Genomic DNA, 18,952 nt, shown 5'->3' with positions numbered 1-18,952 from the left:
GCGCGCGCGAGGGGGCATGTTTCATGCTGCCGGATGCGCCATGGCGGGCGTATTCGTGACGGCGCCATGGCGCGGTCCACACGTCATGCAAACAACTGTTTTTCCGCGCGCACACCTCGCTGAACCGTCTGTTTTGGATGTCACGCCGACTTCATTGCCGATGCGGAAAGGTGGACCCACCCAAGCACGGGCAAGCCCAAAGAAACACAGGAGCAGATCTCAGTGACTACCGAAACCAAGACCACGCACACCCTGAACGACCTGATCGAAATCGCCCGCGATGGCAAGGACTTCTACACCGAAGCCGCCGGCAAGGTGAAGGACGCGGAACTGTCTTCGCTTTTCACCCGCATCGCCGGGGTGAAGGACGAGATCGTGCGTTCGCTCAGCGCCAGCGTGTTGGCCGCCGGTGGCAAGCCGGCCGAGCACGGCACCGTGGTCGGCTCGATGCAGCAGTTCTACGGCAAGGTGCGCGCCACCCTGGGCGACACCCAATACGGCTACGTGGCCGAACTGGAAGAATCCGAAGACCGTTTGCTGAAGGCGTTCAAGGACACCCTTACCGATGCGGACACCCCGCCGGCCGCGCGCCAGGAAGTGCAGCGCCTGCTGCCGCAGGTGCAGGAATGCCATGCGGTGATGCGCGATCGCAAGCACGCGATGAAGCAGTAATCCCACCCGCCCTGGTGCTTGCGCCAGGGCGTGGGTGAATGCGCGGGCCTTGCGCATGGACAGCCCCGGCACGCCCGGGGCTGTCGCTGTGTGGGGTCCGCACGGCCGCGTACGGGGCAGGAGGATTTGGTGCATACTCGATCGAAAGGGCTAGTTGGATCTGCTATGGAACACATGCGTTGGCTGACGCTTCGTCTTGGCAATAATCAATCCATCGGGCCCAAGGTTCTGTCGGACCTGTGGAGCAATGCCTGCGAAACAAACCAGTCGTCGGTGACCCGCGATACGATGCCGGGCAAGTCCACCTCGTATGCACTGCACGCGCCGCTGTCGCTGGCCTATCCCAAGCGTGCCGAGTTGCGCATGCGCAAGCTGCTCGAGGAAGCCGGCTACACCTTCACCCTGGGGTCGTTGGCCGACCGGCCCGCGCCGCAGCCGATGCGGTCGCGCTGAATCAAGGCGGCGCCAGCCGCCGCAGCATGACGCGCACCGGGAAGCCCCGTCGTGCGCCACCGGTTTTTCCAGCGGCGACCTGCCCAGTCGGCGATACAGGCGCCCATCGTCGGGCGCAGTCCGCACGGACATACTCCGCACCTCCAGCGCCGCCGCCCTGGCCATCAGGTCTTCGATCCGCGTGGCCGCCAGGCCCCGGCCGAGATGCGGGTCACTGACCTAGAGGCCGCCCAGGCGATGTTGGCGCCCGAGCCGCCCAGTGCGTTCATGGGAGGTGAGCGGCGCGGCAGCCACCACTGGCTCGCCCCAGCGGCAGCGCCGTCGTGCAGAAAGACGTGCCGACGCTGGCATCCGTCGGCGGCACGCCGGCCAGGGACAGGGCGGCCCCATTGCACGACGTACCACGCCGGCACGATAGGGACCTGCCTGACGATGGCAGCCACCAGCCGCCGCCAGCCGCCAGCCGCCAGCCGCCAGCCGCCAGCCGCGAGCCGTGAGCCGCGAGCCGCGAGCCGCCAGCCGGCGTCCGGCACGGCGCGTGATTGCGTCGCGGGTTGGCCACGCGCAGACTCCTGCATACCGCCGCCTGCCGCCGTGCCTCCCGCTCCATGTCTGCCGCTGCATTCAACCTGCGTCGTTACGACCGCTCATCGAGCGTGGACCGGCATGCGTTCGCGCAGTGGGTGGTGCCGGTGCGGGGCGAGCTGGCGTTCGAACTGGAGGGGAGGGGCGCGCGCCTGGATGTGTGGCAGGGCGCATTCGTGGCGCCGGCGGCCGGACATGCGCAGGCTGCGCTCGATGACGACCGTTTCCTGATCGTCGACTGCCCGGCGGCGCTGTTCGACGATGACACGCTGCAGCGGCTGCACCGCCACCCGGTGCTGGCGTTGCCGGTGCAGGTGCGCGCGATGGCGCAGCGGGTCTGCGCGCAACCGGAGCGGCTCGATGCCGACGTGGTGGCACGCGAGCTGCCGCTCCTGCTGCAGGCGTTTTCCCTGGCGGGCAGCGGCACGCGGCTGCAGGCGGTATGCGCGCAGATCGAGCGCCACCCGGGCCAGGCGTGGCCGGTGGAGCGGATCGCTGCGGAAGTGGGGGTCAGTGGCAGCCGCCTACATGCGTTGTTCCGCCAGGCCTTCGGCATGAGTCCACTGGCATGGCTCAGTGCCTGCCGGCTGCGCTGGGCACGTGGCCGCCTGGCCGAGGGCGACATGCCGATCGCCAGCATCGCCCAGCATGCCGGCTACTCCGAGCAGAGCGCGCTGACCCGGGCGTTGCGCCGCGAGTGGGGCATGACCCCGGCCGACTATCGCCGTCGTCACCGGCAGTAGCCTCGGTCAAGATTGGCCGCGCGCGCCTGCCTACACTGGCAGGCCTTTCCAGACCGCAGCCCGCGCACGCAGATGAATCGATCGATGGGAGTTGGCGTCGCCAACGGCATTGCCGCCGGCGCGCTGTGGGGCGTGGTGTTCCTGGCGCCGGCGATGCTGAGCCAGTTCAGTGCGGTGCAGCTGTCGGCCGGGCGTTACCTGGTGTACGGGCTGATCGCAGTGGCATTGCTGGCCCCGCGGTGGCGCGAGCTGCGCACGCGGATCGGCATGGCCGAATGGCGTGGGCTGCTGTGGCTCAGCCTGGCCGGCAACCTGGTCTATTTCGTGCTGCTGGCCAACGCGGTGCAGTGGGCCGGTGGTGCGGCGGCCTCGCTGATCGTCGGCCTGATCCCGGTGGTGGTCACGCTGGCCGGTGTGCGCGAGGCAGGCGCGGTGCCGCTGCGGCGATTGGCACCGGCGCTGCTGCTGTGCCTGCTCGGGGTGGGGCTGGTGGGCTACGAAGCGCTCCTGGCCGAGCACGCCGCCGGTTCCACCGGGCGCCGCCTGCTTGGGTTGCTGTGCGCGGTCGGTGCACTGCTGTCCTGGGCGGTGTACTCCATCGTCAACAGCCGCTGGCTGGCGCGCCGGCCCGACCTGTCCGGGCACGACTGGTCGTTGCTGACCGGCGTGGCCACCGGCGGCCTGGCGCTGCTGCTGGTGCCCAGTGCATTCCTGGCGTCCGGCCCATCGCATCCCGCCACGGACTGGGGCGGGTTCTGGCTGATCAGCGCCGGCGTGGCGGTGGTTGCCTCGGTACTCGGCAACGCGTGCTGGAACCGCGCCAGCCGCAACCTGCCGTTGACCCTGACGGGCCAGATGATCGTGTTCGAGACCCTGTTCGCGCTGCTGTACGGGTTTGCCTGGCAGCGGCGCTGGCCGAGCACGATCGAGGTCGTGGCGATCGTCTGCCTGGTCTCCGGCGTGCTGATGTGCGCGCACGCGCACCGGCCGCCCCGTGCGGTGGCCGAGCACGTCGGCTGAGCAAACGACGGCGAGAGCCCCGCGATGTCTGGATGGTGTCATTCGCAACTTTTTTGCCGACGTTGCAGGCCGATCGCGGCGCGGAATCTTTTGCGCTGCAACACTTGACAAGCCCCCCGGCGCCGTAGTTTTCTTGGTCCATGGTCTCCATCGCCGCCACCGCCCCGCTGTCCAACGCCGCCCTTGCGGGCGGTCGGGCCGTGCCGCGCCAGACCACCGGTACCACCACCATTACCACCGTCACCACTCGCCCGGTGCGGCCCGTCGTCTTCGCGTAATTTCCGAACACAACGGCCCCGCACCCGGAACAGGTTGCGGGGGAGCACCTTCAGCCTGAGCCGACGCGGGGCCTCGAATCGAGGTCCACATGTCATCCGTCGCCGTCCCCGTTGCTGAATCTCCCGCCCCCGTCCTGCGGGCCGCCTCCACCGTCGTGCACAAGTTCGGTGGCACCTCGGTGGCCGATGCCGAGCGTTACCGCCACGTGGCCCAGTTGCTGCTGGCGCGCGACGACGCCGTGCAGGTCACCGTGGTCTCGGCGATGAAGGGCGTGACCGACGCGCTGATCGGCCTGGCCGGGCTGGCCGCGGACGACGCCCCGCAGTGGCGTGATGACTGGCACGCGCTGCGCGCGCGCCATCGCGGCGCGGCAGTGGCGCTCCTCGGCGAGCATGCCGGGCCCACCGTGGAATGGCTGGACGCGCGCTTTGCGCAGCTGGCCGACGTGCTGGGCGCGCTGGCGGTGATCGGCGAGCTGCCGGCCGAGGTGCTGGACCGCGTGCAGGGGCTGGGCGAGGTGTACTCGGCGCATCTGCTCGGGCATTACCTGCAGGGCCTGGGTGAAGACTGCGCGGTGCTGGATGCGCGTGACGTGCTGGTGGTGGACCGCGGCGAACTGGGCGTGGACGTGGACTGGGTGCAGAGTGCGCAACGCCTGGCCACCTGGCGGCAGTCGCATCCGCAGCGGCGGGTGGTGGCCACCGGCTTCGTCGCGCGGGACCGCCGTGACCGGATCACCACGCTGGGGCGCAACGGCAGCGACTACTCCGGCGCGATCTTCGCGGCGCTGTTCAATGCCGGCGAACTGCATATCTGGACCGACGTGGACGGGGTGCTCTCGGCCGATCCGCGGGTGGTGCCCGAAGCGGTGCAGCTGGAGGCGCTCAGCTACGACGAGGCCTGCGAGCTGGCCTATTTCGGAGCCAAGGTGGTGCACCCGCAGACGATGTCGCCGGCCATCGAGCGCGGCCTGCCGATCATCATCCGCAACACCTTCAACCCGGATCACCCGGGCACCCGGATCACGGCCGACCGCACCGTGGCCGGCCCGATCAAGGGCCTGACGCTGAGCCCGGACCTGGCCGTGCTGAACCTGGAAGGCACCGGGCTGATCGGCGTGCCCGGCACCGCCGAGCGCGTGTTCGCCGCGCTGCGCAACGCGCACGTGTCGGTGGTGATGATCTCGCAGGGCTCCTCGGAGCATTCGATCTGCTGCGTGGTGCGGCAGGCCGAGGCCCAGCGCGCACGCGATGCGCTGCTGCAGGCCTTCGCCCACGAGCTGGGCCTGGGCCAGGTGCAGCGCGTGCAGCTCACCGACAACGTGAGCGTGCTGGCGGCGGTCGGCGATGGCATGGCCGGGCAGCCCGGCGTGGCCGCGCGCCTGTTCGAATCGCTGGGCCGCGCCCAGGTCAATATCCTGGCCATTGCGCAGGGCTCGTCCGAGCGCAACATCTCGGTGGCGGTGGACAGCCGCCACGCGACCAAGGCCCTGCGCGCGGCGCATGCCGGGTTCTGGCTGTCGCCGCAGACGTTCTCGGTGGGCGTGATCGGGCCGGGCAACGTGGGCGCGGCGCTGCTGGACCAGTTGCAGGCCGCGCAGGCGCACCTGCTTGGGCGTGCCAAGGTGGACCTGCGGCTGCGCGCGGTGGCCTCGCGCAGCCGCATGCTGCTCGACCAGCGCGGCGTGCACGGCGACTGGCGTGCCGCACTGGCCGGGCCGTCGCAGCCGACCGACCTGGAGGCCTTCACCGCGCACCTGCTGTCCGCGCACCTGCCGCACGCGCTGATCATCGACTGCAGCGGCAGCGCCGATGTGGCCGATCGCTATGCCGGCTGGCTGGCCGCTGGCATCCACGTGGTGACCCCGAACAAGCAGGCCGGTGCCGGGCCGCTGCCGCGCTACACCGCGATCCGCGAGGCGGCCGCCGCCAGCGGTGCGCGCTTCCGCTACGAGGCCACGGTGGGCGCCGGGTTGCCGGTGATCACCACGCTGCGCGACCTGGTCGATACCGGCGACGAAGTGCTGGCCATCGATGGCATCTTCTCCGGCACGCTGGCCTGGCTGTTCAACATGTACGACGGCCAGGTGCCGTTCTCGCAGCTGGTGGCGCAGGCACGTGGCATGGGCTACACCGAGCCGGACCCGCGCGACGACCTGTCCGGAGTGGACGTGGCGCGCAAGCTGGTGATCCTGGCGCGCGAAGCCGGACGCGAGCTGAGCCTGGAGCACGTGGAGGTGGAAAGCCTGGTGCCCGAGGTGCTGCGCCAGGCCAGCGTCGAGGATTTCATGGGCGGGCTGGATGCCGTCGATGCGGTGTTCGCCGAGCGCCTGGCCCAGGCCCGCGCGCGTGGCGCGGTGCTGCGCTACGTGGCGCGGTTGTCGGATGCGGGCGCGCAGGTGGGGCTGGTCGAGCTGCCGGCCACGCATGCCTTCGCCAACCTGCGCCTGACCGATAACGTGGTGCAGTTCACCACGCGTCGTTACTGCGAGAACCCGCTGGTGGTGCAGGGCCCGGGCGCCGGCCCGGAGGTCACCGCCGCCGGCGTGTTCGCCGATGTGCTGCGGGTGGCGGTGGGCGAGGGGGCGCGCCTGTGATGGCCGTGGCATCGGCGGTGGCGCGCGCGTTCTCGCCTGCATCGGTAGGCAATGCGGCGGTGGGCTTCGACATCCTCGGGCATGCGATCGCCGGCGTCGGCGACACCGTCAGCGTGCGTCGCATCGACGCGCCTGAGGTGCGCATCGCCGCGATCCGTGGCACGCCGTTCGCGCTGCCGCTGCAGGCCCCGGACAACACCGCCGGGGCGGCACTGATCGCGCTGCGGGACGCACTGGCGCTGCCGTTCGGCTTCGAGATCGAGATCGACAAGGGCATCGCGCTGGGCTCGGGGATGGGCGGCTCGGCCGCTTCCTGCGTGGCCGCGCTGGTGGCCGCCAATGCACTGCTGGACACGCCGTTGCCGCGCGCGGGGCTGTACCCGTTCGCGCTGGCCGGCGAGGCCGTGGCCAGTGGCGGCCGGCATGGCGACAACCTGGGGCCGATGCTGCTGGGCGGGTTGGTGCTGAGCACCGCCGAGCGGCTGGTGCCGGTGCCGGTGCCCGACGCCTGGCACAGCCTGCTGGTGCATCCGGAGGCGGTGCTGGAAACGCGCCGGGCACGCGCCGCGTTGCAGGGCCACTACGCGCTGGGAGAGTTCGTGCAGCAGAGCGCCAACCTGGCGCTGGTGTTGTGTGGCTGCTTCAACGCCGACGCATCGCTGGTCCGTGCCGGCCTGCGTGACGTGCTGGTGGAGCCGCGCCGGGCGGGCCTGATTGCCGGCTTTGCCGCCGCACGCGATGCCGCGCTGGCGGGCGGCGCGATGGGCGCCAGCATCTCCGGTGCCGGCCCCAGTGTGTTCGCCTGGTTCGAACAGCGCGCGCAGGCCGAGGCTGCGCAGGCGGCGGTGCAACGCGCGTTTGCCGAGGCTGGCTTCGACAGCCAGGGCTGGGTGTCGCCCTTGAACGCGCCCGGTGCGCAGTTGCTGTGATTCCCGATGTCCCTCTTCCCGCAGGATCTCCGATGAATTTTGTTTCCACCCGCCACGCCGCCCCGTCCGCAACGCTCAGCCAGGCCATCGCCGCGGGCCTGGCCCCCGATGGCGGGCTCTACGTACCCGCGCAGCGCCCGCAGCCGCATGCCTGGCAGGCACAGGGTTCGCTGGCCCAGGATGCCGCCGCGGTGCTGGCGCCGTTCTTTGACGGCGATGCGCTGGCACCGCAGCTGGCCGCGCTGTGCGAGCAGGCCTTCGACTTCCCTGCGCCACTGCATGCGTTGAGCACGCCCGGTGACCACGTACTGGAGCTGTTCCATGGACCCACCGCGGCCTTCAAGGATTTCGGTGCACGCTTCCTGGCCGCCAGCCTTGCCCGGTTGCAGCAAGGCCAGGTGCGCGAGCTCACGATCGTGGTCGCCACCTCCGGCGATACCGGTGCGGCGGTGGCCGCCGCCTTCCATCGCCAGCCCGGCATCCGGGTGGTGGTGCTGTACCCGGACGGGCGCGTGTCGCCGCGCCAGGCGCACCAGTTGGGGTGCTTCGGCGACAACATCCAGGCCCTGCGCGTGGCCGGCTCGTTCGACGATTGCCAGGCGATGGTCAAGCAGGCGCTGGGCGACCGCGAGCTGCAGGCACGGGTGCCGCTGAGTTCCGCCAACAGCATCAGCCTGGGGCGCTGGCTGCCGCAGATGAGCTATTACGCGCACGCCGCGCTCAGCCACCAGGCCGCCACGGGCAACGTGCTCAACCTGGTGGTGCCGACCGGCAACCTGGGCAACGCGATGGCCGCGGTGCTGGCGCGTGCGATGGGCCTGCCGCTGGGGCGCATCGCACTGGCCACCAACGCCAACGATGTCTTGCCGCGCTTCTTCCACGGCGGCGATTACCAACCGGTCGCCAGCGTGGCCACCCTGGCCAACGCCATGGACGTGGGCGCACCGAGCAACTTCGAACGCCTGCGCTGGCTGTACGCCGCCGACGACGCGGCGCTGCGCGCGGCCTTCCGGGTGGAGGCGGTGGACGATGCGGCGATCCGCGAGGTGATCACCCGGCGGCATGCGCAGGCAGGCGAGGTGTTCTGCCCGCATACCGCGACCGCCGTCGCGCTGCTGGAGAGGATGCGGGCCGAAGGCGTGCAGGGCGATTGGGCGGTGGCGGCCACCGCGCATCCGGCCAAGTTTGATTCGGTGGTGGAGCCGTTGATCGGGCGTTCGCTGGCGGTGCCGGCTGCGCTGGCCGAATTGCTGCAGCGGCCGGCGCATGCCGAGGCGTGCGCGCCGGCGTATGCGGCGTTGCGCGCGGTGCTGATGCAGGGGCGGTAGGGCTGCGCGATGTGCGGGCGAGCCGCCGGCCAGCCCGGCGCACCCGATGCGCGGCGGCTTATTCGTCGCCGGAGAGCGTGTGCAGGCCGGCTTCGTCCAGGATCTCGACGGTGTTCAGGTGGGGCAGGGCAATCAGGCCCTGCTGGCGCAGCTTGGTGAAGGTGCGGCTCACCGTTTCCATGGTCAGGCCGAGGTGGTCGGCGATGTCGCCACGGCCCATCGGCAGGGTCACGCGCAGGCCGTCGGCACCGAGCCGGGCTTCGCGCGCGGCCAGCCGCAGCAGGAAATCGGCCAGCTTTTCGGCCGGCTGCAGGCGCGCCAGTGACAAGGCCGCATCCTGCGCGTCATCCAGCGCCTGGCAGGCACGCTGCAGCAGCTTGCGCTCCAGGTGCGGGTAGCGTTGGCGCAGGTCTTTCATCTGCGGCAGGGTGACGCGGCAGACGCGGCTGTCGGCGATCGCTTCGATGTCGTAACGGTGGTTGTCGCTGCCGGTCAGGCCAAGATAGTCGCCGGGCAGCACGAAGCCGCTGATCTGGCGGCGGCCATCGGCCAGGGTGCGGACCAGGCGCAGCGCACCGGCCGTCAAGGTATAGACATGTTGGCGCGGCTCGCCGCTGCGGGCCAGGGTGGCGCCCACTGGCAGGGCCTGCGATACGGTCACCCGTTCCAGTGCCTGCACCTCGTCCGGGGACAGCGCCGAGCACACCGCGAGGTGGCGCACCGAGCAGTGCAGGCAGTCGCGCAGCGTCGAGCAGCCCGGGCTGGCGGGGTCTTCAACGGCGGAAAGGGCGTTACCGGAGTGGGGCCGGGTCATGTCGAACCAGGGAGCGGGGCCTGCTCATGATACTTCATGCGGCCGTTCACCCGGGCCGTGGCGCCGGCCTGCGGTCGCGCCGCCCGGCTGCGGCTAGAATATGCCGCTAGCTCATCCCCCCGATTCGCAGGAGTCCCGCAAGTGATCAAGCCCCGTACGCCGCCCGGCATCATGGAATTGCTGCCGCGCGAGCAGATCGCGTTCCAGCGCATGCTGGACGTCATCCGCCGCAATTACGAGCGGTTCGGGTTCCTGCCGGTGGAAACCCCGGTGTTCGAGCTGTCCGACGTGCTGCTGACCAAGTCCGGCGGCGAGACCGAGCGCCAGGTGTATTTCGTGCAGTCCACCGGCGCGCTGGCCAATGCCGCCGAAGCCGGCGACAAGACGCTGCCCGAGCTGGCCCTGCGCTTCGACCTGACCGTGCCGCTGGCCCGCTACGTGGCCGAGCACGAACATGACCTGACGTTCCCGTTCCGCCGTTACCAGATGCAGCGCGTGTACCGCGGCGAGCGTGCCCAGCGCGGCCGCTTCCGCGAGTTCTACCAGTGCGACATCGACGTGATCGGCAAGGACAGCCTGAGCACGCGGTACGACGCCGAGGTCCTGGCGGTCATCCACGCGGTGTTCGCCGAACTGCGCATCGGCGATTTTTCGGTGCAGTTGAACAACCGCAAGCTGCTGCGCGGCTTCTTCGAAAGCCTGGGCGTGGCCGACGGCGAGCGCCAGCTGGCGGTGCTGCGTGAAGTGGACAAGCTGGACAAGCGCGGCGCCGATTACGTGCGCGAGACGCTGGTGGGCGAGGGCTTTGATATTCCGGCCGAGCAGGTCGAGCGCATCCTGGCCTTCGTCGCGGTGCGTTCCAGCAGCCACGCCGACGCGCTGGCGCAGCTGGACGCGCTGCTGGCCGACCCGGCCGCCAGCGACACGCTGAAGCTGGGCGTGGCCGAGCTGCGCGAAGTGCTGGAGCTGGTCAAGGCGCTGGGCGTGCCGGAGACCGCGTACTGCCTGAACTTCTCCATTGCCCGCGGCCTGGATTACTACACCGGCACGGTCTACGAGACCACGTTGACCGACCACCCGCAGATCGGCTCGATCTGCTCGGGCGGCCGTTACGAAGACCTGGCCAGCCATTACAGCAAGTCCAAGCTGCCGGGCGTGGGCATCTCCATCGGCCTGACCCGCCTGTTCTGGCAGCTGCGCGAGGCTGGCCTGATCGCCGGCATCGAGGACAGCAGCGTGCATGCGCTGGTGGCCCTGATGGACGACGCCAGCCTGCCGCAGTCGCTGGATATCGCCCGTCGCCTGCGCGTGGGTGGCATCAACGCCGAAGTGCAGATGGAGCCGAAGAAGATCGGCAAGCAGTTCCAGTACGCGGCGAAGGCGGGCATCCGCTTCGTGGTGTTGGCAGGCGAAGACGAGCTGGCGCGCGGCGTGGTGGCGGTGAAGGATCTGCTGCGCGAGCAGCAGTTCGAGGTCTCCCGCGAGGAGCTGGCCAGCACCCTGCAGGTGGAACTGGAGCAGGCCAAGGTCATGCCGTGAAGCCGGTAGCGGCAGGGGCACTGTTGCTGCTCCTGCTCTGCGCCTGCCGGAGCGATCCGTCGCTGCACAGCGATCGGATCGGCCCGGGGCAGTACCGGTTGGTGGTCGATCGCTGTCATGTGATCGACCCGAAGCAGCTTGAGCAGGACCTGCGCACATTGGCCGGCACGCTGTGTCCAGACGGGGCAGGGGCGCTGGACGCCCTGCAGCCGATCCCGAGCCGCCAGGGCGGCCTGTTGGGCGAGTGCCTGCGCGGCGGGGCCATGCGCGCCGAGGTGCGTTGCACGGTGCGATAGCGGCGTCTGTTGGTTGGCTGGCGCCCGTCCGTTGCCTTCCATCTTCAGCTGTGCAGCCGACCATGGGTCGGCTCTACCCCCGACGCCCGCTACCGCGGGCGTTTTTTCGTTTTCAGAGGCTGAACGGGTCCCTTGTGGACCCTGGGGCGGTTTGACCCAAGACCCTCGTTTGCGCTAATGTAATATCACGCTATTACATTGATACGATGAAACTACGCCCCGCCCCCCGTGAAAAAGACGCCCAGGCCGATCTGGCCTCGCTGGCGCGTGCCTTTGCCGCCGTCACCGATCCCGAGGCGGTGACCGCGTTCCTGCGCGACCTGTGCACGCCGGCCGAGCTGGAGGCGCTGTCCGACCGCTGGAAGGTCGTGCCGCTGCTGCAGCAAGGGGTGCCGTATCGCGAGATCCATGAGTTGACCGGGGTGAGCGTGACCACCACCGGGCGCGTGGCGCGCTCGCTGGACCACGGCCACGGCGGCTATGCCGCTGCCATCGCCGCCACGCCGACCTCCCCCGAATCCGAGTAGAGACTTCCCCCATGAGTGCAACCCAGACCGCCCCGGCACGCGACCGGCTGCGTATCGCCATCCAGAAGAACGGGCGGCTGGCCGAGCCCGCGCGCAGCCTGCTGACCGCCTGCGGGCTCAGCTGGCGGCAGAGCCGCGACAAGCTGTTCTGCTACGGCGAATCGCTGCCGGTGGACCTGCTGCTGGTCCGCGATGACGACATTCCCGGCCTGATCGCCGATGGCGTCTGCGATTTCGGCATCGTCGGTCGCAATGAGCTGGACGAGCAGGGCGCTGCGCGCCGCCGGATCGGCCTGCCGGATGCCTACCAGGCGCTGCGCGGCCTGAACTTCGGCCAGTGCCGCTTGATGCTGGCCGTGCCGGACGAATGGGAATGGACGGGCGTGGAGCAGTTGGCCGGCAAGCGCATCGCCACCAGTTATCCCGCGATCCTGGCCGACTGGCTGGCCGAGCGCGGCGTGGACGCGCAGGTGGTGGAACTGTCCGGCTCGGTGGAAATCGCGCCGCGGCTGGGCACCGCCGATCTGATCTGCGACCTGGTCTCCAGCGGCGCGACGCTCGCGGCCAACCAGCTCAAGCCGGTGGAAACTCTGCTGGAAAGCGAAGCCGTGCTGGCCGGCCCGGTCCGCACGCCCGACGACGCCCGCGCCGGCCTGATGGCCATGCTGCTGCGTCGCCTCGATGGCGTGGTCAAGGTGCAGGACAGCAAGCTGCTGATGTTCCGCGCCGCCCTGGACCGGGTCTCCGAGTTGACCCGGCTGCTGCCCGACGCCGATCCGCTGGTGCAGTTGCCCGATGACGGCGGCCACCTGCGTTTGCAGACCATGTGCCACGGTGCGTTGACCTGGCAGCGGTTGGAGGACCTGGAGCGCGCGGGCGCGCAGGGCTTGATGGTGTTGAGCGTGGAGCGGTCGCTGGCATGAATCGTCTGACGTGGTCCCAATTGAATGCCGGCGCCCAGGCGCAGGCCCTGCAGCGCCCGGTCCAGGCCGTGGCGGCGCGTACCCGTGAATCGGTGGCGGGCTTGATCGCCGCGGTGCGCGCCGATGGCGATACGGCGCTGCGCGAGATCAGCCTGCGCTTCGATGGCGTGGCGCCGGCAAGCTTTGAAGTGGGCGAGGCCGAATTCGCCGCGGCCGAGCAGGCGGTGTCGGCCGAGCTGCGCCAGGCGATGACCGATGCCGCCGCGCGGATCCGCACGTTCCACCAGGCGGGCATGAGCCAGGGCTATGCGGTGGAGACCGCGCCGGGCGTGCGCTGCGAGCGGGTGGTGCGCCCGATCGGTCGCGTCGGCCTGTATGTGCCGGCCGGCAGTGCGCCGCTGCCGTCGACCGCGCTGATGCTGGGCGTGCCGGCACAGCTGGCCGGCTGTCGCGAAGTGGTGCTGTGCACGCCGCCACGCAAGGACGGCAGCGCCGATCCGGCGGTGCTGGTGGCCGCGCGCCTGACCGGCGTGCACCGGGTGTTCAAGCTCGGCGGCGCACAGGCGATCGCGGCGATGGCCTACGGCACCGACAGCGTGCCGGCCTGCGACAAGCTGTTTGGCCCCGGCAACAGCTTCGTCACCGAAGCCAAGCAGCAGGTGGCGCAGGACGGTGCGGCGGCGATCGACATGCCGGCCGGTCCTTCGGAAGTGCTGGTGATCGCCGATGCGGGGGCCAATCCCGCGTTCGTCGCCGCCGACCTGCTGTCGCAGGCCGAACACGGTCCCGATTCGCAGGTCCTGCTGCTCACCGACGACGCGCAGATGCTGGCGCGGGTGGAAGCCGAGGTGCAGGCGCAGTTGGCCCGGCTCTCGCGTGCGGACATCGCCGCGCAGGCCCTGCAGGCGTCGCAGCTGATCCTGGTCGACACGCTGGAGCAGGCCTTCCAGATCAGCAATCGCTACGCGCCCGAGCACCTGATCCTGGCGCTGCGCGACCCGCGCGCCTGGCTGGCGCAGGTCGAGGCGGCCGGTTCGGTGTTCCTCGGCGACTACACGCCCGAAGCACTCGGCGACTACTGCAGTGGTACCAACCACGTCCTGCCGACCGCCGGCGCGGCACGCGCCTACAGCGGTGTGAGCGTGGCCAGCTTCCAGAACCTGATCAGCGTGCAGTCGGCCACCGCGCAGGGCATCGCCGTGATCGGCGGCTGCGCGCGCGTGCTGGCCCGTGCCGAAGGGCTGGATGCGCACGAAAATGCCGTCGCCCTGCGCATGGAGGCTGCGGCATGAGCGCCGCTTCGTCGGTGATGGCGCTGGTGCGCCCGGACCTGCAGGCGTTCGCGGGCTATTCGTCCGCGCGCAGCAGTGCGCTGGTGGGCGATGTGTGGCTCAACGCGAACGAGTCGGCCTGGGCCAACCCGGCGGACAGCGAAGGCCGCGCACGGCGTTACCCGGACCCGCAACCGGCCGCGCTGCGGGCACGCCTGGCCGACCTGTACAAGTGCACGCCCGAGCAGTTGCTGATCGGGCGTGGCAGCGATGAAGCGATCGACCTGCTGGTGCGCGCGCTGTGCGAGCCCGGCCGTGACGCGGTGCTGGTCACCCCGCCGGTGTTCGGCATGTACGCGGTCTGTGCTCGGCTGCAGAACGCCCCGCTGCTGGAGGTGCCGCTGCGCGATGACGGCGAGGCGCTCAATGCCGATCTCGACGCGGTGATCGCCACGGCGCTGGCGGGCAATGCCAAGCTGGTGTTCCTGTGCTCGCCATCCAACCCCGCCGGCAGCACGATCGCGCTCGATCAGATCGAGCGCGTGGCGCGCGCGCTGCAGGGCAGGGCACTGGTGGTGGTCGACGAGGCCTATGCCGAGTACGCGGCGCTGCCATCGGCGGTGTCGCTGCTGGCCACGCATGACAACGTGGCCGTGCTGCGCACGCTGTCCAAGGCGCATGCGCTGGCCGCGGCGCGGATCGGCAGCCTGATCGCCGCGCCCGCACTGATCGCGCTGCTGCGCCGGTGCCAGGCACCGTATCCGATTCCCGGCCCGTGCGCCGATCTGGCCCTCGCCGGGCTGAGCGACAGCAACCTGCAGCTCACCGCCTCGCGCGTGGAGCGGATCAAGGCCGAGCGCAGCCGTCTGCAACTGGCCCTGGCGGTGCTGCCGGGCGTGCTCCGGGTGTATCCCTCGCAGGGCAACTACCTGCTGGTCCGCTTCGCCGACGCGCAGCAGGCCTTCGACGCGCTGCTCGATGCGGGCGTCGTGGTGCGCGACCAGCGCGCCGCGCCACAGCTGCACGACGCGCTGCGCATCACCGTGGGCAGCACCCTGGAGAACGACCGCGTGCTCAGTGCGCTGGCGGCACGGAGGGTTGCCGCATGACGCCCATCCTGTTCGTCGACCGTGACGGCACCCTGATCGAAGAGCCGGCCGATTTCCAGATCGATGCCTACGAAAAGATCCGCTTCGTCCGCGACGTGATCCCGGCCATGCGCAAACTGCGCGATGCCGGCTACCAGTTCGTAATCGTCAGCAACCAGGACGGGCTCGGCAGTGAAGGCTATCCGCAGGCCAGTTTCGATGGCCCCAACGACCTGATGCTGCAGATCTTCGCCAGCCAGGGCATCGAGTTCCGGGATGTGCTGATCGACGGTACCTGGCCGCACGACAACGCGCCCACGCGCAAGCCCGGCATTGGCATGATGCTGCCCTACCTGCAGGACCGCAGCATCGACTGGACGCGCTCGGCGATGGTCGGTGACCGCCCCACCGACATCCAGTTCGCCGAGAACATGAACATCCGCGGCTTCCAGCTGCGCACCGGGCAGTTCGGCGGCGAGTGGGACTGGAATGCGATCGCCCACGAGCTGGCCGATGCGCCGCGTCGCGCCACCGTGCAGCGCAACACCAAAGAGACCAGGATCCGGGTGGAGGTCGACCTGGACCGCACCGCCGAGCCGCAGACCCACACCGGGCTGCCGTTCTTCGACCACATGCTGGAGCAGATCGGCAAGCACGGCGGTTTCGCCTTGAGCGTGCAGGCCGAGGGCGACCTGCACATCGACGAGCACCACACCATCGAGGATACCGGCCTGGCGTTGGGGCAGGCATTGCGCGAGGCGCTGGGCGACAAGCGCGGCATCGGCCGCTACGGCTTCACCCTGCCCATGGACGAGACCCTGGCCAGTGCCGCGCTGGATTTCAGCGGGCGCCCGTATTTCGTGTTCAACGGCGAGTTCAAGCGCGAGCGCGTGGGCGACATGCCGACCGAGCTGGTGCCGCACTTCTTCCGCTCGCTGTGCGATGCGGCCGGCCTCAACCTGCACCTGAGCGTGCACGGCGACAACGACCACCATAAGGTCGAGGCGTGCTTCAAGGCGCTGGCGCGGGCATTGCGCCAGGCGCTGCCGCGCCAGGGCACCGCGTTGCCCAGCACCAAGGGGGCGCTGTGAGTGAGGTCGCGCTGATCGATGCCGGCGGCGCCAACCTGGGCTCGGTGCGCTACGCACTGGAGCGGCTGGGCGTGCAGGTACGGCTGGTGCGCGATGCCAAGGGTCTGCAGGGCGTGTCGCGGGTGATCCTGCCCGGGGTGGGCGCCGCGCCGCACGGCATGGCGCGGCTGCATGCGCAGGACCTGGTGCAGCCGCTGCGCGAGCTGCAGGTGCCGCTGCTGGGCATCTGCCTGGGCATGCAGTTGCTGTTCGAGGGCTCCGAGGAAGGCCACGTGGAGTGCCTGGGCCTGCTGCCCGGCGTGGTCCGCCACCTGCACCCGGCCACTGGGATCCGCGTGCCGCACATGGGCTGGAACCGGCTGCTGCCGCTGCGCGAGTCGACCCTGCTGGCGGGCGTGCCCGAGCGTGCCAGCGCGTATTTCGTGCACAGCTACGCCGCCCCGCTGGGCGAGCACACCGTGGCGGCCTGCGACCACGGTGGCCTGTTCGCGGCCGTGGTGCAGCGCGGCCGCCACAGCGGCGCGCAGTTCCATCCCGAGCGATCGGCCGCCACCGGCGCGCGGATCCTGCAGAACTTCATTGAGAACCCGCCGACATGAGTTTTACCGTCTATCCCGCCCTGGATATCCGCGAGGGCCGCGTGGTGCGGCTGCTGCAGGGCGACTATGCCCAGCAGACCACCTACGGCGACGACCCGTTGCCGCGTGCGAAGGCGTTCGCCGCCGCCGGGGCCACGTGGATGCACCTGGTCGACCTGGATGCGGCGCGGGCGGGCGGTTACACACTGGCACCGCTGCTGTCGGCCATTGCGCAACAGACCCCGCTGCAGGTGCAGACCGGTGGCGGCGTGCGCTCGCGCGACGACGTCGCGCGCATCCTCGACGCCGGCGCCGCCCGCGTGGTGGTTGGCTCGGTGGCGGTGCGTGAGCCGGAGACGGTGATCGGCTGGCTGGCCGAGTTCGGCGCGGAGCGGCTCACCCTTGCGCTGGATGCGCGCCAGGCCGAGGACGGCCGCTGGCTGCTGCCCGTGCATGGCTGGACCGAGACCGCCGAGGCTACCCTCGACGCGCTGGCCACCCGGTTCGCCCAGGCCGGCATGCGTCATCTGCTGTGCACCGATATCGCCCGCGATGGGATGCTGTCCGGGCCCAACATCGGGCTGTACCAGCACCTGGCGGCGTTGCTGCCGGGCGTGGCCGTGCAGGCCTCCGGTGGCGTGCGCAGTGCCGCCGACGTGGCCGACGCCAAGGCCGTGGGATGTGGCGGCGCGATCCTCGGCAAGGCGCTGCTGGAAGGCCGCATGACCCTGGAAGGAGCGCTGGCATGTTGAGCCGGCGGCTGATTCCCTGCCTGGACGTGCGCGATGGCCGCGTGGTCAAGGGCGTGCGCTTCCGCGACCACGTGGACATGGGCGACATCGCCGAGCTGGCACTGCGCTACCGCGACCAGGGCGCCGACGAGCTGGTGTTCTACGACATCGGCGCCAGCCCGGAAGGGCGCGCGGTGGACGTTGGCTGGATCGAGCGCATCGCCCGGCTGATCGATATTCCGTTCTGCGTGGCCGGCGGCATCTCCGATGTGGAGACCGCGCGCCGGGTGCTGTATGCCGGCGCCGACAAGATCTCCATCAATTCACCGGCACTCGGTCGCCCCGCGCTGATCGAGGAACTGGCCGACGCGTTCGGCGTGCAATGCGTGGTGGTCGGCATCGACTCGGTGCGCGAGGCCGACGGCGAGTGGCGGGTGCGCCGCTTCAGCGGCGACCCCGACAAGACCCAGGCCGTGCCGCTGCGCACGCTGGACTGGCTGGTGGAGGCGCAACGCCGCGGTGCCGGCGAAATCGTCTTGAACTGCATGGACAGCGACGGCGTGCGGCGCGGCTATGACGTGGCCCAGCTGCGCCAGGCGCGTGCGCTGTGCCATGTGCCGCTGATCGCCTCCGGCGGTGCTGGCGAGATGCAGCACTTCGTCGATGTGTTCGACCAGGCTGACGTCGACGGTGCCCTGGCCGCCAGTGTTTTCCACAGTGGCGCCATCGCCATTCCCGCGCTCAAGCAGTTCCTGCGCGCGCAGCAGATCGAGGTTCGAGATGTCTATTGAGGTATTGCCGTCGCGCGAGGCGCTGGCCGGGTTGGACTGGAACAAGGGCGATGGCCTGCTGCCGGTGGTGGTGCAGGACGCCGACAGCCTGGCGGTGCTGATGCTGGGCTACGCCAGTGCCGAGTCGCTGGAGCTGACCCTGGTCACCGGCCACATGACCTTCTACAGCCGCAGCAAGCAGCGCCTGTGGACCAAGGGCGAGTCGTCGGGCAACGTGCTGGCGGTGGTGGCGGTGCGCATCGATTGCGACAACGACACCCTGCTGGTGAGCGCGCGCCCGGCCGGCCCGACCTGCCACACCGGCAGTGAAAGCTGCTTCGAGCGGGCCCCGGGCAATTTCCTTGGCCGGCTCGATGCGCTGGTGCAGCAGCGTGACCAGCAACGTCCGGCGGGCAGCTACACCACGCGCCTGTTCGAGGACGGCATCCGCCGCATCGCACAGAAGGTGGGCGAGGAGGGCGTGGAAACCGCGCTGGCCGGCGTGGTCCAGGACGATGCCGCCCTGCTGGGCGAATCGGCCGACCTGCTGTTCCACCTGATCGTGCTGCTGCGCGCACGCGGGCTGTCGCTGGATGACGCCGTGCAGGTGCTGGCGACGCGGCACGCGCGCTGAGCACGTCGAGGCGCGCCGTTTAACGTCGGTGAAACGCGGCACACGCGATGATGTGCCGCTTTACAATCACCCACCCCCGAACGGA

The 18,952-nt window shown here is 70.2% G+C and carries 20 protein-coding genes; 19 read left to right on the top strand and 1 reads right to left on the bottom strand.

What is annotated here, in order from left to right:
• Positions 1–222 precede the first annotated feature (222 nt).
• From AC06FD_RS16670 to thrC, 8 genes are all read left to right on the top strand, one after another.
• Positions 223–672 carry a PA2169 family four-helix-bundle protein gene (locus AC06FD_RS16670; RefSeq protein ID WP_449335481.1) on the top strand — a complete coding sequence of 150 codons (450 nt, stop codon included), beginning with the start codon at positions 223–225 and terminating at the stop codon, positions 670–672.
• A gap of 165 nt (positions 673–837) precedes the next feature.
• On the top strand, positions 838–1,125 hold the full coding sequence (locus tag AC06FD_RS16665) for a hypothetical protein (protein ID WP_259208566.1): 288 nt from the start codon (positions 838–840) through the stop codon (positions 1,123–1,125).
• Positions 1,126–1,733: 608 nt separating this feature from the next.
• The gene (locus tag AC06FD_RS16660; protein ID WP_478048352.1) at positions 1,734–2,453 is read left to right on the top strand and encodes a helix-turn-helix transcriptional regulator; all 720 of its coding nucleotides are present in this window, start codon (positions 1,734–1,736) and stop codon (positions 2,451–2,453) included.
• Between the two features lie 72 nt (positions 2,454–2,525).
• A complete protein-coding gene (locus tag AC06FD_RS16655; RefSeq protein WP_478078386.1) occupies positions 2,526–3,473 on the top strand; it encodes a DMT family transporter in 948 nt (315 codons plus the stop codon).
• Between the two features lie 140 nt (positions 3,474–3,613).
• Positions 3,614–3,751 carry a hypothetical protein gene (locus AC06FD_RS16650; protein ID WP_259208573.1) on the top strand — a complete coding sequence of 46 codons (138 nt, stop codon included), beginning with the start codon at positions 3,614–3,616 and terminating at the stop codon, positions 3,749–3,751.
• Between the two features lie 89 nt (positions 3,752–3,840).
• On the top strand, positions 3,841–6,348 hold the full coding sequence (gene thrA / locus AC06FD_RS16645) for a bifunctional aspartate kinase/homoserine dehydrogenase I (protein WP_478078385.1): 2,508 nt from the start codon (positions 3,841–3,843) through the stop codon (positions 6,346–6,348).
• The gene (locus AC06FD_RS16640) at positions 6,348–7,277 is read left to right on the top strand and encodes a homoserine kinase (RefSeq protein ID WP_259208576.1); all 930 of its coding nucleotides are present in this window, start codon (positions 6,348–6,350) and stop codon (positions 7,275–7,277) included. The genes thrA and AC06FD_RS16640 overlap by 1 nt, the downstream gene beginning before the upstream one ends.
• Positions 7,278–7,309: 32 nt before the next feature.
• Positions 7,310–8,605: a threonine synthase gene (gene thrC / locus AC06FD_RS16635; RefSeq protein WP_478078384.1), complete on the top strand. Its 1,296-nt coding sequence runs from the start codon at positions 7,310–7,312 to the stop codon at positions 8,603–8,605.
• Positions 8,606–8,663: 58 nt separating this feature from the next.
• On the opposite strand, the gene AC06FD_RS16630 is transcribed toward thrC, so the two are convergent.
• On the bottom strand, positions 8,664–9,419 hold the full coding sequence (locus AC06FD_RS16630; RefSeq protein WP_478078383.1) for a Crp/Fnr family transcriptional regulator: 756 nt from the start codon (positions 9,417–9,419) through the stop codon (positions 8,664–8,666).
• A gap of 141 nt (positions 9,420–9,560) precedes the next feature.
• Here AC06FD_RS16630 and hisS point away from each other — a divergent pair, with 141 nt between their 5' ends.
• From hisS to hisIE, 11 genes are all read left to right on the top strand, one after another.
• Positions 9,561–10,958, top strand: coding sequence for a histidine--tRNA ligase (gene hisS, locus AC06FD_RS16625; protein ID WP_259208581.1), 1,398 nt, complete (start codon positions 9,561–9,563; stop codon positions 10,956–10,958).
• Positions 10,955–11,254, top strand: a complete 300-nt coding sequence (locus tag AC06FD_RS16620) for a hypothetical protein (protein WP_478078382.1) — start codon at positions 10,955–10,957, stop codon at positions 11,252–11,254. The genes hisS and AC06FD_RS16620 overlap by 4 nt, the downstream gene beginning before the upstream one ends.
• A 206-nt stretch (positions 11,255–11,460) precedes the next feature.
• Positions 11,461–11,781: a YerC/YecD family TrpR-related protein gene (locus tag AC06FD_RS16615; RefSeq protein ID WP_259208585.1), complete on the top strand. Its 321-nt coding sequence runs from the start codon at positions 11,461–11,463 to the stop codon at positions 11,779–11,781.
• Between the two features lie 11 nt (positions 11,782–11,792).
• Positions 11,793–12,704 carry an ATP phosphoribosyltransferase gene (gene hisG, locus AC06FD_RS16610; protein WP_478078381.1) on the top strand — a complete coding sequence of 304 codons (912 nt, stop codon included), beginning with the start codon at positions 11,793–11,795 and terminating at the stop codon, positions 12,702–12,704.
• On the top strand, positions 12,701–13,996 hold the full coding sequence (gene hisD, locus AC06FD_RS16605) for a histidinol dehydrogenase (protein ID WP_478078380.1): 1,296 nt from the start codon (positions 12,701–12,703) through the stop codon (positions 13,994–13,996). The genes hisG and hisD overlap by 4 nt, the downstream gene beginning before the upstream one ends.
• Positions 13,993–15,084 (top strand): histidinol-phosphate transaminase, encoded by a 1,092-nt coding sequence (gene hisC / locus AC06FD_RS16600; RefSeq protein ID WP_259208590.1) that lies wholly within the window; start codon positions 13,993–13,995, stop codon positions 15,082–15,084. The genes hisD and hisC overlap by 4 nt, the downstream gene beginning before the upstream one ends.
• Positions 15,081–16,154: a bifunctional histidinol-phosphatase/imidazoleglycerol-phosphate dehydratase HisB gene (gene hisB, locus AC06FD_RS16595; RefSeq protein ID WP_478078379.1), complete on the top strand. Its 1,074-nt coding sequence runs from the start codon at positions 15,081–15,083 to the stop codon at positions 16,152–16,154. Before hisC ends, hisB begins: the two co-directional genes overlap by 4 nt.
• The gene (hisH, locus tag AC06FD_RS16590; RefSeq protein WP_259208593.1) at positions 16,151–16,753 is read left to right on the top strand and encodes an imidazole glycerol phosphate synthase subunit HisH; all 603 of its coding nucleotides are present in this window, start codon (positions 16,151–16,153) and stop codon (positions 16,751–16,753) included. The genes hisB and hisH overlap by 4 nt, the downstream gene beginning before the upstream one ends.
• A complete protein-coding gene (gene hisA / locus AC06FD_RS16585) occupies positions 16,750–17,484 on the top strand; it encodes a 1-(5-phosphoribosyl)-5-[(5-phosphoribosylamino)methylideneamino]imidazole-4-carboxamide isomerase (protein WP_478078378.1) in 735 nt (244 codons plus the stop codon). Before hisH ends, hisA begins: the two co-directional genes overlap by 4 nt.
• A complete protein-coding gene (hisF, locus tag AC06FD_RS16580) occupies positions 17,478–18,254 on the top strand; it encodes an imidazole glycerol phosphate synthase subunit HisF (protein WP_259208595.1) in 777 nt (258 codons plus the stop codon). The genes hisA and hisF overlap by 7 nt, the downstream gene beginning before the upstream one ends.
• Positions 18,244–18,867: a bifunctional phosphoribosyl-AMP cyclohydrolase/phosphoribosyl-ATP diphosphatase HisIE gene (gene hisIE / locus AC06FD_RS16575; protein WP_394163715.1), complete on the top strand. Its 624-nt coding sequence runs from the start codon at positions 18,244–18,246 to the stop codon at positions 18,865–18,867. The genes hisF and hisIE overlap by 11 nt, the downstream gene beginning before the upstream one ends.
• Positions 18,868–18,952: the final 85 nt, after the last annotated feature.

The organism is Stenotrophomonas sp. Steno-Z1, from assembly GCF_056393175.1.
Note: the sequence above shows the minus strand (reverse complement) of the source record. Positions and strands in the feature narration are given on the sequence as shown.